Origin of the sequence: Candidatus Berkiella cookevillensis (assembly GCF_001431315.2) — a bacterium.
Lineage (GTDB): Bacteria > Pseudomonadota > Gammaproteobacteria > Berkiellales > Berkiellaceae > Berkiella_A > Berkiella_A cookevillensis.
Map to the genome: position 1 here is coordinate 492452 of NZ_LKHV02000001.1, position 13807 is coordinate 506258.

The window sequence follows — 13807 nt, forward strand, 5'->3', positions numbered from 1 at the left end:
ATTAATTAATAGCTGATTAATTATTTAACCCTCACCCGCCCTGCGGGCACCCTCTCCCAAATTGGTAGAGGGATCAACGATTCGCTATGCTCATCAATATATGAGTACAAAATGGTGATCAGAATTTAAAGCTTCGTTCGCAACGCGAACATTTTCCCCTCTACCAATTTGGGAGAGGGTTGCTTCGAAGAAGCGGGTGAGGGTTTAATATGAAGAGTGTTCTCTAATTTTTAGCATAACAACAGAAAATATAGGACAATAAATGCAATTATCTTGCTTTTGCAGTGAGTATCTATGACCTTGCTTCAACCTAAGATTTCAATCATTACAGCTGTCAAGAACAATAAGGCAGGCTTATTGCATACATTGGCTAGTATTGAAGCGCAAAGCTATCCATTTTTAGAATATATTGTGATAGATGGTGGTTCTACTGATGGAACGCTCGAGGTTATTAAACAAAATGAAGGTCTCATAACACACTGGATCAGCGAACCGGATAAAGGTATCAGTGATGCCTTTAACAAAGGTATTCGCTTGAGCAAAGGCGAATATATAAATTTTCAAGGTGCGGGCGATAGTTTTTATCAGCCGAATAGTATTGCACAGTTGTTTCATCATGCTTCTGATGGTGCTGAGCTTATTTGTGGTCAGGTAGCTCGAACAAGCCTTGAGGGTGAAGCATTATGGGTTGCTCCGCGCAGCATACCCAAAATATTCGATAAAAAAGCATTATTATTTAAACTCACTTTGCCACATCAAGGCTTATTTACGCATCGTCGTTTTTTTGAGAAGTGGGGAGAATTTGCTTTAGATGTAAAATATGCAATGGATTATGAAATTTTATTAAGAGCCTACCATAATTTTCCTAGTACAGAGATATATCCAGTAATTGTTGCAAATTGGCAGGCAGGTGGTATTGGAACACACCAAATTAAATCTGTTTTAAAAGAATATCATCATCTTAAAATGCGCCATAAAGTAGCATCAAAACTCATGTTGAAAAGTATTCATGAATATAATCTTTTTAAATTATTTGTAAAATCGAAGTTATTAGGAAGGGAAGTATAGATAATGCAAGCAGTTTTACAAATAGGGAAATATATTGTTCAAAACAATGATGTCTGGAACATTCCTATTAAATTGATGGGTGCAGTTTTATGGCAAATTGAAAAAAGATTTATAAAACGAATTAGAATTAAAACGCTCTTTAATGGACAACGTGCTTATTTAACGCCTCATTCACCCAGTGCTTCTTGTTTGGTCTATGCAGATTATCCTGATAAGCCAGCCTTAGAAAAATTAAGAAGCTTAGCAAATGATAATACAATATTTTTAGATATAGGTGCTAACATTGGCTTTTATAGTTTGCTTCTAAGAGATAAAGTAAAGGCTGTGTATGCTTTTGAAGCACATCCTGATACAGTCACATTATTGACTAATAACTTCACACTCAATCAGATTGATACAAATTTTGTCATTCCAAAAGCGGTTGCAGACAAAAAATCAACGGTTCATTTTTCCAATCTTAAAGCAGGTAGTCCCATTAACACAATAATGCCTGATTCTGATAAAAATGAATGTATTGAAGTTCCTGCCATTTCTTTAGATGAATTTGTGCGAGAAAAGAACTTTTCCAAAGAGCATAGTTATATGCTCAAGCTTGATGTTGAAGGTGCAGAGCATTTGGTGATTGAAGGTGCAATGCATTTTTTAACAAATTTTTCTGTTAACACTATATTGTTCGAAAGTTTATCCCCTGAAGATGATCGAGTTGTACAACAATTAAAAAAATTGGGCTATTGTATCGAGCCTGTTATGCAAAATAATTTCTTAGCTACAAGATAAAGCATAGTCTTCGCATATGAATACTACTCGCAAGCTGAGTGAACCTCACAAAATTTTTATTCTGAAAAAATCAAATAATATGTCATGTCAGCGAAGGCTCATAAGCGTCAACTTAAGAAAAAAAGCAGAATAATTAGGGACTGTTGACATTTTGCTGACCTACTTACCGCTACGTCCCGCGGCTTGTCCGCGGGATCCAGGTGTTATGAGTAGCTTTCTTCGTAGAGATCTCGCCACGCCGGATTGAATTCTTCAATTAAATTCAATTTTCACTGCCTGTACCAGTTTTTAAAACGCTTTTCACGTCTGGCAGCCTCAACGTACAGCTCATGCATTTCATAATAAACAAGCTGATTCACATTCAGAGGCTCAAAACTCTGGATCCCGCGGACAAGCCGCGGGACGTAGCGGTAAGGAAGAATGGGTAGCAATATTCTATATTAAACCCCAGAAATTCCTTAAGTTGACGCCTATGAGTGAAGGTTGGCACCAGTAGCCCAAAGGGCTACCAGGCGCAAAACGCCTGTGGATCCCAGATATTTTGCTTTGCAAAATTCTGGGATGACAGCCTAGTAGAAATTAGTGGGGATTGCTCAGCTCGCAAGAGGTACAATGTTGGCGGTGTTGTCTTTGCTATCTCGCAATCCTTATGTATTTTTATAGTATTGTTTATGATTTCTTTTCAATAATTTTTTTCGACTTTATTTTTTTTGCATCTTTGTGTAATAAATAAACACCGATAGAAAGTGCAGAAATAGAAAATGCAAAATACATCATCTCTAAAGCGCCCTCAAATTTGACGTATAAAACACGTTGGAAGAAGCTAACAACGAGAACCATCACAATGACTTTAGCTAATTTGTCTTTTAGTTCATCTAAAGAGCTTATCAGCAAAATAGGTGGGATTTTTAGTTTTGATTTATCATGGTCAGTCTCATCAATTTCAGAAATGAATAATTCGTATAAACCAAAACTGAAGATTAACAATACAATTGCAATTAAATATAAATCAACTGCACCAATGATTTCACTCACAACATCTGCATGCATAGATTCAGGGATTTGCAAATAACAAATATATTTACAAAGATGAAAGGCCATGGAGATAAGATCGCCCGTTGCATATATAAATAAAATGATCGAGCTGAAGATACCAAAGGCAACAGGTAGAATCACAAATAGTTTGGAAAGCAGCAATAATTTCTCAAACATCAGTTTAACCATATGAACCTCATAGAAAATTGAGAGAGGAAATTTATGAAATGAGTTTTTTTAAATCTTCTTCAATGAGCTGTGCCCATTGCTGATGACCTTGTTCACTCAGATGTATTTCATCATGAAACAATGCATTTATTTCTTTGGCAGATTGAGTGTTTAGTTTTTCTCTCAGATATACAACCTGCAGCTCATGTTTCTCTAATGCTTTTTGTACCAGTTGATCATTCTCACTGTCATGCAAAAGCTCAGAACGACTGGGTGAGATATAAATCAAATGCTTTTTACCGGCATTTTTTAAGTAGTTATCGTAGCTTTTGAGATAATAAGCTGCATGATCGGCAATCTGAAATTTCTCATCCTCGTTGAGTGTATAAAAAAGAACAGGTGGTGTTTGTGTTAGCTGAACTTTATATAAAAAATAGTGTGCTAATTCTTCCAAGGCTGAACGAGGTGCACGCGTCCAAAAAGGTTGGCCACCAATCCTCATTAAACCTCTATAAAAGTCGCCTTCAGGAAAAACACTGACATAGATATCTGCAGGTAGGAAATGCATTTCTTTGATTAAGGCATGAACATTCAATACGCCCCAACCATTCACACCTGCATTTCCACTCTGGTAACCAGGCAAATTTCTGACAGCTAAGAATGAAAAGAGTTCAGTATTATTAATGTAGCTACCACCATAGGTGACAGAATCACCTACAAATAATATTTTGTTTTGTGTCTCTGTTATGTCCCAATCGGCTTGAGCACGTAATCCAAGATTATTAATTTGTATAGGCTTATTGGCTTGTCTTGCAACCTGTTGATTAGGGTGCAAGCGATAACCATAAACTGGGTGTGAATCATAAATAACGACATTACCTAAGCCGAAACCTCGGGCTAAGAATTCAATCATAAACAACGAAGCAATCCCCAGTAACAATAAGAGAAAACTTATTGTTACTTTGGGATATTTTTCAAATACATTTTTGGACATAAGAATCTATTAGATTATTTTTAGAATAAAGTATAAATAAAGGGAGCAACGGCAGAGCCTTGCGTAAATACAATCAGTGCACCGAGTAGCAATAACAGGCTAATAATAGGTGCGAGCCAAAATTTCTTGCGTGCACGCATAAATTGCCAAAGATCTATGAGTAAATCAATCATTAGTAGGGACGCTCCATATGTTTGATAGCTTGGGATTCACTTTGAACACGATATGATTTTGCTTCTGGTTCAAAATGCCGTTTTAAAGGATCATATTTTGCTAATCTCAGTGCAAAACTAATCGGTGTAATGACAATAAAGAAAATAACACCTAGGATAATACGTGTATTTATCCAGCCTAAGATTGCACCCAACTTCATCCAGGGTAAATAGATAAATTTTAAGAGTTTGGGTACAAAGAAAGCAAAAACAAGTAGTGTGCTTGCAAAAATCCATGGCCAGGTCGGTGAAGGCTGGCTTTTCAGCAAAGGCAGAAAGACGCCAAAGAGTGCTACAAAAATAGAGGATAAAATAAACCCAAAATTTCTTAACTCTTTAGATGTGATATTTTGTTGTGTCATCATATTGTTAGCCACTTATCTTAAACTCAGACTTTTAGGTTAATCTAAAGCAAACTCTTCACGCCAATTATGCGCTTCTTGCCACTTGGGTTGATCTTGTTTTGCGAGAATGACATTTTCTAATACCAAATAATCCATTTCAGTGCGCATAAAACAGCGATAGGCATCTTCTGGTGTGCATACGATGGGCTCACCTCTGACATTAAAAGAAGTATTAATGAGGGCTGGGCAGCCTGTTAATGTCTCAAAAGCATCGAGTAATTGGTAGTAGCGTGGATTGACATCCTTTGCCACGGTTTGTAAGCGAGCAGAGTAATCCACATGGGTAATGGCAGGCATAGAAGATCTTGGAATATTGAGTTTCTCAATGCCGAATAATTGCTTTTGTGCATCGGTCATTGCAGTTTGATGTGATTCTTTTACATTGGCAACCATTAACATATAAGGGCTGCTGTGCTCAAATTCAAACCATTCATGCACTTTCTCTTCTTTTATAACAGGTGCAAATGGACGAAAAGATTCTCGATATTTAATTTTGAGATTCATGATCGATTGCATTTTTGTGCTGCGGGCATCACCTAAGATAGAGCGCGCACCTAAAGCACGAGGACCAAATTCCATTTTATTTTGATACCAACCAATCACATTTTCTTCAGAAAGCAATTTCGCAACTTGTGGAATTAACTGTTCATCCTCTAATACGGTATAAACTGCATTGACTTCATCTAAGTAATTGACAATCTGTTGCTTACTAAAACGAGGACCCAATAAGCTGCCTTGCATGCTGTCAGGCTTTTGAAGCTGACGTGGTTTTTGCAAATACTCATGCCATGTGCTGAGTGCTGCACCTAAAGCACCGCCCGCATCTCCGGCAGCAGGTTGCACCCAGATTTCATCAAATATTTTTTCTTTATAGATTTTGCCATTTGCAACACAATTGAGGGCAACACCGCCCGCTAAACATAAATTTTTGCAGTTTGTTTCTGTGCGAATATTTTTTGCTAATTTTATGACCACTTCTTCAGTGACAACTTGAATGGAGCTGGCAATATCCATCATTTTTTGGGTTATTTCGCCTTCTGAAGTGCGAGGTGGGCCACCAAACAGCTGATGGAATTTTTCATTGGTCATTGTGAGGCCAACTGCGAAATTGAAGTAATCCATATTCAGTCGAAAACTACCATCTGCTTTGACATCAATCAGATGTTCATAAATTTGCTGCACATATTTGGGTTCGCCATAGGGGGCAAGTCCCATGAGTTTGTATTCACCGGAGTTAACTTTAAAGCCGGTATAATAAGTAAAGGCTGAGTATAGTAAACCAAGCGAATGTGGAAATTGGATTTCCCATAATGGTTTTAATTGATTATTGTTACCATGCCAGCAAGTCGTGGTTGCCCATTCTCCAACGCCATCTAAACACAGAACAGCCGCTTCTTGAAAAGGGCTGGCAAAAAAGGCTGAGGCAGCATGTGATTGATGGTGTTGCGTGAATAAAAGCTTGGGTAAATTGCCTTCTTTTAAACCAGAAAGCTGTGAGAAAGATTTTTTAAGGGTTGCTTTTAAAAGAAGTTTTTCTTTTAGCCATACTGGCATTGCTTGTATAAAAGATTGAAAGCCTTGGGGAGCAAAGCTTAAATAGGTTTCTAATAAGCGTTCAAACTTGAGAAGTGGTTTGTCATAAAAAGTAATGAAGTCTACTTTATCTAAAGTAATTTGACCTGCTTGTAGGCAATACTGAATTGCATGTTCAGGAAAGCCAGGATCGTGTTTTTTGCGTGTAAATCTTTCTTCTTGCGCCGCAGCAATAATTTTGCCGTCGACAACAAGCGCAGCAGCGCTATCATGATAAAAAGCGGATATCCCTAAAATGGTAGCCAAACAACACCTTTCCATTACTTCAAATAAAAAGGCTAAGTTTAAAGCCTTCAGAGGTTAAAGTAAAAATAGTTTCCTCTTAAATCATGGGTGTCGCATATCCTACTTTGATTTGTTAGTTAAGTCAGATGAACGAAGTGAATCATAGCGCCTCTACCAATTTTGAGAGAGGCTGGCTAGAAGCCTGGTGAGGGTTAAAGTTAAAGATAAGTTAAAGATGGGTGTCCCATATTTTGAGCTACAAAAAAGTTGGGTGATAAACTTTTTTAAAATAATCCTAAACCTATCTCATTTGAGAAATTTTGATAAACTAGCCTTCCAGAAATAACCCAATGAGCCTGTTGATCGAATCATGAATGCAGAAATCATCGCACTATTAAAATGTCCTATTACTGGCAAAAGCCTAAAACTTTTGTCAGAACTCGAAGTAACAAGAGTTAATCAACTAATAAAATCAGGCGCATTTTTTAGAGGGGATGGCTTGCCGGTTAAAACCATATACGAAGATCTATTAAAGGTAGAGTCGGAGGAAATCTATTATCCGATACAGCAGAATATTTTCTGTTTGCTGCCCAACTTTGCAATCGTCAATGATTTGAATCATGTGGCTTTAGAGAAAGATTTATTAAATCAAAATATCAAGCAGGAAATTCAAACTTTCTATGATCAGGTAGGTTGGCATACCGCAGAAACGCATTTTCAAGATGCAAAGGATTCAGAAGATTTGCGTGGCTTTTCACAAGATTATATCAACCAATGTCATCAGCGCGTGAATAAATATTTGCCTCAAAAAGGTAAGTATTTATTGGATGTGGCATCTGGTCCTATTCAGTATCCTGTTTATCTCAGCTATTCAAGTAATTATGAGTATCGTATTTGTGCAGATATTTCTATTACAGGGCTTTTGCGTGCACAAGAAAAATTGGGCAAGAAAGGTATTTATTTGCTGTGTGATATCACTCAATTACCTTTGCAAAATAACAAGATCGATGCCATTGTTTCTTTGCATACACTCTATCATGTGCCTCAAAAGCAACAAGAAAAGGCATTTGATGAATTATATCGTGTATTAAAACCAGGTGGTAAATCAATCATTGTTTATAGCTGGGGTAAACATTCGGCTCTGATGAACATATTTTTATTACCCTTTAAGTTGGTGAAGCGTGCGATAGATAAACTTCAAAACAAAGAAGCAGCTTTGTATTTTTATGCGCATCCCTATCGATGGTTTAAGAATCACTTAAATGCGCAGTATGCAACAGAGCTTTATGTTTGGCGGAGTGTGAATGTGCCATTTCTAAAGATTTATATTCATCGATGGTTTTTAGGAAAAACGCTCTTAAAAGGCATATATCAACTTGAAGAAAAATTTCCAAAATGGATGGGGCGTTGGGGCGCATATCCTCTTTTTGTGACACAGAAGAAGTAAAAATAATGAGGGATATTTTTGATTATGTCTTTGTAACTCATTTACCAAGCTTCTATAAAATAAATTTATACAATCAACTCGCCAAAACACATCGTGTATTTGTGGTTTTCATTGGACAAGCTTCTGTTTCAAGAGCAAATGATTTCACCGAGCAAGAGAAAAATTTTGATTCTGTGACGCTCAATACGGGTGCATTTGAAGGGCGTTCTGTATTTAAAAGTTTGAGCGCACTTTGGCAGTTATTGGCAAAACTGCGGTATCAAAAAATCATAGTGGGCGGTTGGGATTTGCCTGAATATTGGCTGATTGCTCTTTTAAAGGCGAAGAAAAAAAATTATTTAGCCTTAGAGTCAAGCATTTTTGAGAGTCATACAATAGGCAGTAAAGCTCTGATCAAAAAGTTTTTTTTAAAACGCATGAAAGGCGTTTTCTATTCTGGAATACCGCATCGACAACTACTTGAAGTTCTGAATTATCAAGGTGAAATGGTACAAACAGGAGGCGTTGGCTTGATGCATATGGCTCAGATGCTGGTCGATAAACCTGTTGAAAATGAAGACTGGATAAGAAAAAAACGTTTTCTGTATGTAGGGCGTTTAGCACCAGAAAAAAATATTGAATTATTATTACAAGTATTTAAAAATTTCCCACATTATCAGTTAACCTTAGTGGGAGATGGGCCATTACGCGAAAAAATTAAGCAAACAAAAACAGACAATATCCATGTATTGGGGCATGTTCATTATCAAACATTGGCTGACATATATCATCAGCATGATATTTTTATTTTACCTTCTTTTAAAGAGCCTTGGGGGTTGGTTGTTGAAGAGGCTCTGTTTCATGGTTTACCAGTGATTGCATCTCATCGTGTAGGTGCCAGTATGGATATGATAGAAGCCTATGGGGTTGGAAGACTTTTTAACCCTGTATCTGCGCTTGAACTTGAAGAGGCTATGAAATGGACAATAGAAAATTATACGGCACTTTGTGAACGCATAGCTAAAATTGACTTCCAAGCAAGAGCGACTCAACAAGTAAAAAGCTACACAAAGACTGTGCTTGTATGAGAATTCTAGTTGCGCATAATTTTTATCGATCGGAACACATTGGTGGCGAAGATACAGTTGTTTTGAACGAGGTTGCCGCATTAAAACAGCATCTAGGTGATGCTAATGTTCACACATACTATGTTTATAATGATAATATTTCACCTATCTCCCTAATTAAAAATATTGGAGGCAATCAGGCGCATGCGCGACAGATCGTTGACCTAATTAAAAAAAACGGCATTGATCTCTTACACGTACACAATGAATTTCCACTATTAACACCCTTAGTATTTAAAGCAGCCTATGAGCAGGGTGTTAAAGTAGTTCAGACTTTGCATAATTTTCGCGGACAATGTTTGTCTGGAATCTTGTATCGACAGAATGCTTTGTGTGAACAATGCGTGAATCAAAAAATGAAGTGGCCTGGTATTGTGCATCGGTGCTATCGGAACAGTTATTTGCAGAGTACCGTACATGCGATGGCGCAGTATTGGTACCATCTTAAGCAATACCAAAATTATATCCACCATTATTTTGTGTTGACGCACTTTCAAAAGAATAAACTTATTGATTTTGGACTAAATTCTCAGCAATTGCTCTTAAAACCAAATTTTATAATGCCACAGTTGGAATACTATAGCGCTGACATTAAGCGAGAGGATTATGTTTTTATTGGGCGAATTGAGTCTGGGAAAGGCATAGAATATTTGCTTAAGAATTGGCTGACCTTGCCCAAACATTTTGTGCTCAGAATTATTGGCAGTGGTGAAGATTTAGCAATGTTACAAGATAAATACACCCAAGAAAATATCATTTTCTTAGGTAAACTTGAGCATGTAAAAGCAATGCAACTTTTGAAAAGCGCTAAGTATCTGATTCATACCTCTCTTTATTATGAGACATTTGGCTTGACAATCTTAGAAGCAATGAGTTGTGGTGTACCAGTGATTGGCTTTAATATTGGTACACGCAAGGATTTTATTGTGCATGAAGAAAATGGATTACTATCGGATGAGGATAAGTTGCAAGAAACTTTATTGTCTTCATTTGAGCATCCAAAATATATGGATATGAGTAAAAATGCATATGAATTTTCTTTACAATTCACGCCTGCTTCAATTGTACCACAGCAGATTATGCACTATGAAAATATTATCAAAGGCGAATATTTGTGATAAAAGTATCGATTATAACGGTTTGCTACAATAGCGAAAAAACCATTGAAGAGACGATATTGTCTGTAAAGTCTCAAAGTTATTATCCCATTGAATATATTGTGATAGATGGGGCTTCAAAAGATAATACGCTGAGCATTGTAGAGAAATATCGAGATACAATTGATGTACTTGTCTCAGAAAAAGATGCAGGTATTTATGATGCGATGAATAAAGGCATAGAAAAAGCGACTGGAGAAGTCATAGGTTTTTTGAATGCTGATGATTTATTTGCACATCCAGATGCCATTAAAAAAATAGTAGATGTTTTTGAAAGTAGCAATGCAGAAGCAGTTTATGGTGATCTCGTTTATTTTTCTAGAAAAAATAGGCACGATAAAATTGTTCGTTATTTTAAATCCAGTCGTTTCAAACAAGGTGATTTTGCTAAAGGTTGGTGTCCTCCTCATCCTACTTTTTATGTGCGAAAATCAGTCTATGAGAGACTCGGTGGATTTAATTTGAAGCTTGAAATGGGTAATGATGTTGAATTGATGATGCGCTTTTTAGAAAAGGAAAAAATTAAGTCTTTTTATATTCCAGAGGTACTTGTTAAAATGCGTATGGGTGGTGTATCTAATCAAAGTTTAAAAAATATTTGGGTTCAAAATAGACACATTTTACAGGCAGCCAAAGATTTACATATTCCAATTCCGTTATTACCCTTTGTATTTCATAAACTCTTGAATAGAGCAAGTCAGTATCTTGCAAGATTTGGAGTTTGATAATGTCTAAGTCAGTTTCTCAATCAGTTTTCATTACGGGCGCGAGTGGATTTGTTGGCAAGCGTGTTTGTGAATACTTTCTGGCAAAAGGCTTAAAAGTCATTGGGTGTGGGCGTCAAGAACGCTTAAATATTCAACATCCAAATTTTGAATATCATAATTTTGATTTAAACGATATAAAACGTTATGGCTATTTACTGGAGACGGTAGATATTGTTGTTCATTTAGCGGCCTTAGCGCATCAATCTAAGCACTTAAATCCTCTGACTTATTATCAAGTAAATGCAGATTGCACCAAACAATTCATTTCTATTTGCTCGGAGTATAACATTCAGCGTTTTGTTTATATTAGCACCATTAAGGTCAATGGAGAAAGAAGCTTGGATGAACCCTTTAATGAGCAGCATACGCCTAACCCCTTAGATGTATATGGTCGTTCTAAATGGTTTGCTGAAAATTATGTGCAAGATATTGCGATGGAGGCAAACATGGAGTGGGTTATCATACGTCCGCCTTTGGTGTATGGGCCAGGTGTTAAGGCTAATTTTGCAAGCTTAATGAAATTGATTGATATGCATTTGCCAGTTCCATTTGCTGCTTTTCTGAGCAAGCGCAGCTTTATTGCGATTGATAATTTATGTGATTTTATTTTTACTTGTGCTTTTCATGTAAATGCAAAAAATCAGATATTTTGTATTTCGGATGATGATGATCAATCGACAAGAACACTGATCAAAGCCTTACAGATAGTACGGATGGGTAGAGCAAAATTATTCAATTGTCCGATCATATTACTAAAAATGGCTTGTATATTGTTGGGAAGGCGAGCTATTTTTAATCGCTTATCTGAGCCATTACAAGTGGATATTGCTAAAGCAAAGCAGCTATTAGATTGGAAGCCAGTATTAACGTTTAAGGAAGCTGTCTTTAAATATTTTGGAGTGGAAAATAAGCGCAAAGAAATGACATGATCATCCCTGATCACTGTGAGTTTTATACAAAGTAGAAATGGGTGCTGCTATCTAAATTGTTAAAATAAGTTTCTAAATATTCACCAGCGCCTGCGTTGAGAATATTCATGATTGCTTTTTCAAAGCATAGCGGATCATTAATGATAGATTGTATGTTTGAATTTATAGTTTGGTAGTGATTTGCAGGGATGCCCGTTGTGCTGATTTGAACACACATGCCGCCGTCACATAAGTCGCCACCAGAAACACCGATTGTTTCAGCGATATTTAAATTTCTCATTTTTTGAACTCCGCAGGAATTTGTTAAAATACTGATATTTTCAGTATTTGCGATATTATCTGCCTTGCTTATCTGTGTCAACTTAATAATGGGTTGTGATTTTTCTTTATAGTTAAGGTATGATTTACATGATTGTATATGCACAATGACTGTTGAAAGATATTCTAGTTTGGCAACTTAGTTTTAATTGATTGACATTAAGGACATTTTTTATACAATGATTTTTTTGTAACTGCTCATTTCGTAGGGTAGTTATGATATTTTTTAATATGGAAGTCGTTGTAGGTTGTTATGAGTGAATTGTTGTATCAAGCCCCTGAGTCCATTAGCCTTAGTTTTAATTCAAGCGACGCTGAGATAAATAATATTTTATCAGAGGCTTATCAGACCTCTCCTTTGGTACAAATTGCATTGAAAGAGGCGTATGACCTGCCCCCCATTCAGTGGACACCGAACTACGCAGCTAATACGGCTCTTTCTACACTATCAGGTGTTTGATAGTCCAGCGTTGAGTGCAAACGGATACGATTATAGAACACTTCGATGTAATCAAAAATAGCTAATTTTGCCTCATCACGTGTTTTAAATTTGCAGTGATAGACAAGCTCTTGCTTTAAAGTGCCAAAGAAGCTTTCAGCAACGGCGTTATCCCAACAATCAGCCTTACGACTCATACTGTGAACCATTCCATTATTTTTAATAACTTCTTTAAAAGCGTGGGAAGCATATTGAACACCTCTATCAGAATGGAATAGAAGAGCCTTAGAACAATCAACTTGTTTTAGTGCCATCTCTAACGCAGAAACAGCCAAGTCAGCTGTTATGCGCTCACCCATGGCCCAGCCTTTGACCTTTCGTGAGCACAGGTCGATGACTGTCGCTAAATAAAGCCAACCTTGTTCAGTCCAAATATAGGTAATATCGCCAACCCAGGCAATATTCGGCTTTATCGCAAAGAATTTGCGCTCTAACCGATTTGGCTCGATTGGCAGCTTGTGGTTTGAGTTGGTTGTGGCTTTGAATTTTCTCTTTACTTTGGGGAACAGCTTTAATTCTTTCATTAAACGGCTTACCTTTTTATGATTACAATCGATACCTTCGTTTTTAAGTGCTTTCTGCATGCGTCTGAAGCCATAGCAACATCGACTCAGCAAAAAGATAGCGTTCATCCTCTCTTTTATAAAAGTGTCATTACACTCAGGTTCGACTGGTCGGTTTTTCCAAGCATAATACCCACTTCGGGAGACCTGCATACATTCGCAGAGCAAAACAACATCATAATGATGACGTTCTTTCTCTATGAATTTGAATCTTTCTTCGGGTCGTTCGCGAAGTAGGCTGTAGCCTTTTTTAAAATGTCGCAGGTATCCCTTAGGCGTTCATTTTCCTTGCGTAGCTTCAACAGTTCTTCATGAAGTTGCTTTAAATCAGGAGTTTCATCCTTGACCTCAGGGATATTTTTGTCTTTTTTAGCCTTGGATATCCAGTTATAAAGCGTTGACTCAAGAATGCCGAGATCTTTCGCTGTCTTTGAGGTGGGTTGTTCGGAGGTCAGTGCTAGCTGCACTGCTCTTTGCTTAAATGACTTATCATACTTCTTATACTTGGACATACACGTCTCCTAACTGATATTTAGTTTATCAAA

16 protein-coding genes and 1 pseudogene are annotated in these 13807 nt (G+C 36.9%); 8 read left to right on the plus strand and 9 right to left on the minus strand.

Going from position 1 to position 13807, the window contains the following annotated elements:
* Positions 1 to 294: 294 nt before the first annotated feature.
* Both CC99x_RS02165 and CC99x_RS02170 read left to right on the plus strand, forming a co-directional pair.
* On the plus strand, positions 295 to 1068 hold the full coding sequence (locus tag CC99x_RS02165; RefSeq protein ID WP_057623733.1) for a glycosyltransferase family 2 protein: 774 nt from the start codon (positions 295 to 297) through the stop codon (positions 1066 to 1068).
* 3 nt (positions 1069 to 1071) lie between these two features.
* Positions 1072 to 1845 carry an FkbM family methyltransferase gene (locus CC99x_RS02170; RefSeq protein WP_057623734.1) on the plus strand — a complete coding sequence of 258 codons (774 nt, stop codon included), beginning with the start codon at positions 1072 to 1074 and terminating at the stop codon, positions 1843 to 1845.
* A gap of 272 nt (positions 1846 to 2117) precedes the next feature.
* Here the strand turns inward: CC99x_RS02170 and CC99x_RS13025 are convergent.
* The 6 genes and pseudogenes from CC99x_RS13025 to CC99x_RS02195 form a co-directional block, all read right to left on the minus strand.
* Positions 2118 to 2207: pseudogene (locus CC99x_RS13025) on the minus strand (GIY-YIG nuclease family protein); the annotation flags it as partial.
* A gap of 307 nt (positions 2208 to 2514) precedes the next feature.
* Positions 2515 to 3069 (minus strand): YqhA family protein, encoded by a 555-nt coding sequence (locus tag CC99x_RS02175; RefSeq protein WP_057625611.1) that lies wholly within the window; start codon positions 3067 to 3069, stop codon positions 2515 to 2517.
* A 31-nt stretch (positions 3070 to 3100) separates the two neighbouring features.
* Positions 3101 to 4042, minus strand: a complete 942-nt coding sequence (locus CC99x_RS02180) for an SGNH/GDSL hydrolase family protein (protein ID WP_057625612.1) — start codon at positions 4040 to 4042, stop codon at positions 3101 to 3103.
* 20 nt (positions 4043 to 4062) lie between these two features.
* Positions 4063 to 4215 carry a DUF5989 family protein gene (locus CC99x_RS02185; RefSeq protein ID WP_200953518.1) on the minus strand — a complete coding sequence of 51 codons (153 nt, stop codon included), beginning with the start codon at positions 4213 to 4215 and terminating at the stop codon, positions 4063 to 4065.
* Positions 4215 to 4619, minus strand: coding sequence for an SxtJ family membrane protein (locus CC99x_RS02190; protein ID WP_057625613.1), 405 nt, complete (start codon positions 4617 to 4619; stop codon positions 4215 to 4217). Before CC99x_RS02190 ends, CC99x_RS02185 begins: the two co-directional genes overlap by 1 nt.
* A 36-nt stretch (positions 4620 to 4655) precedes the next feature.
* Positions 4656 to 6497: a carbamoyltransferase family protein gene (locus CC99x_RS02195; protein ID WP_200953520.1), complete on the minus strand. Its 1842-nt coding sequence runs from the start codon at positions 6495 to 6497 to the stop codon at positions 4656 to 4658.
* A 349-nt stretch (positions 6498 to 6846) separates the two neighbouring features.
* On the opposite strand from CC99x_RS02195, the gene CC99x_RS02200 reads away from it, so the two are divergent.
* The 5 genes from CC99x_RS02200 to CC99x_RS02220 are packed head-to-tail and all read left to right on the plus strand — an operon-like array spanning position 6847 to position 11882.
* Positions 6847 to 7923, plus strand: coding sequence for a class I SAM-dependent methyltransferase (locus tag CC99x_RS02200; protein WP_057625615.1), 1077 nt, complete (start codon positions 6847 to 6849; stop codon positions 7921 to 7923).
* Complete coding sequence (locus CC99x_RS02205) at positions 7872 to 8990, plus strand: glycosyltransferase family 4 protein (RefSeq protein WP_083477429.1); 1119 nt, start codon at positions 7872 to 7874, stop codon at positions 8988 to 8990. The genes CC99x_RS02200 and CC99x_RS02205 overlap by 52 nt, the downstream gene beginning before the upstream one ends.
* Positions 8987 to 10147, plus strand: a complete 1161-nt coding sequence (locus tag CC99x_RS02210) for a glycosyltransferase family 4 protein (protein WP_057625617.1) — start codon at positions 8987 to 8989, stop codon at positions 10145 to 10147. The genes CC99x_RS02205 and CC99x_RS02210 overlap by 4 nt, the downstream gene beginning before the upstream one ends.
* Positions 10144 to 10911, plus strand: coding sequence for a glycosyltransferase (locus CC99x_RS02215; RefSeq protein WP_200953522.1), 768 nt, complete (start codon positions 10144 to 10146; stop codon positions 10909 to 10911). Before CC99x_RS02210 ends, CC99x_RS02215 begins: the two co-directional genes overlap by 4 nt.
* 2 nt (positions 10912 to 10913) lie before the next feature.
* Positions 10914 to 11882 (plus strand): NAD-dependent epimerase/dehydratase family protein, encoded by a 969-nt coding sequence (locus CC99x_RS02220; RefSeq protein WP_057625618.1) that lies wholly within the window; start codon positions 10914 to 10916, stop codon positions 11880 to 11882.
* A 22-nt stretch (positions 11883 to 11904) separates the two neighbouring features.
* Here the strand turns inward: CC99x_RS02220 and CC99x_RS02225 are convergent, their stop codons facing one another.
* Entirely contained in the window at positions 11905 to 12162 is a 258-nt protein-coding gene (locus CC99x_RS02225; protein WP_057625619.1) for a hypothetical protein, read from the minus strand.
* Between the two features lie 291 nt (positions 12163 to 12453).
* Here CC99x_RS02225 and CC99x_RS02230 point away from each other — a divergent pair, with 291 nt between their 5' ends.
* A complete protein-coding gene (locus tag CC99x_RS02230; RefSeq protein ID WP_259596552.1) occupies positions 12454 to 12660 on the plus strand; it encodes a hypothetical protein in 207 nt (68 codons plus the stop codon).
* Here CC99x_RS02230 and CC99x_RS02235 read toward each other — a convergent pair.
* Both CC99x_RS02235 and CC99x_RS02240 read right to left on the minus strand, forming a co-directional pair.
* Complete coding sequence (locus CC99x_RS02235; protein WP_305790524.1) at positions 12618 to 13526, minus strand: IS3 family transposase; 909 nt, start codon at positions 13524 to 13526, stop codon at positions 12618 to 12620. The two genes, CC99x_RS02230 and CC99x_RS02235, sit on opposite strands and share 43 nt — an antisense overlap.
* The gene (locus CC99x_RS02240) at positions 13460 to 13774 is read right to left on the minus strand and encodes a transposase (RefSeq protein WP_259596534.1); all 315 of its coding nucleotides are present in this window, start codon (positions 13772 to 13774) and stop codon (positions 13460 to 13462) included. The genes CC99x_RS02235 and CC99x_RS02240 overlap by 67 nt, the downstream gene beginning before the upstream one ends.
* Positions 13775 to 13807: the final 33 nt, after the last annotated feature.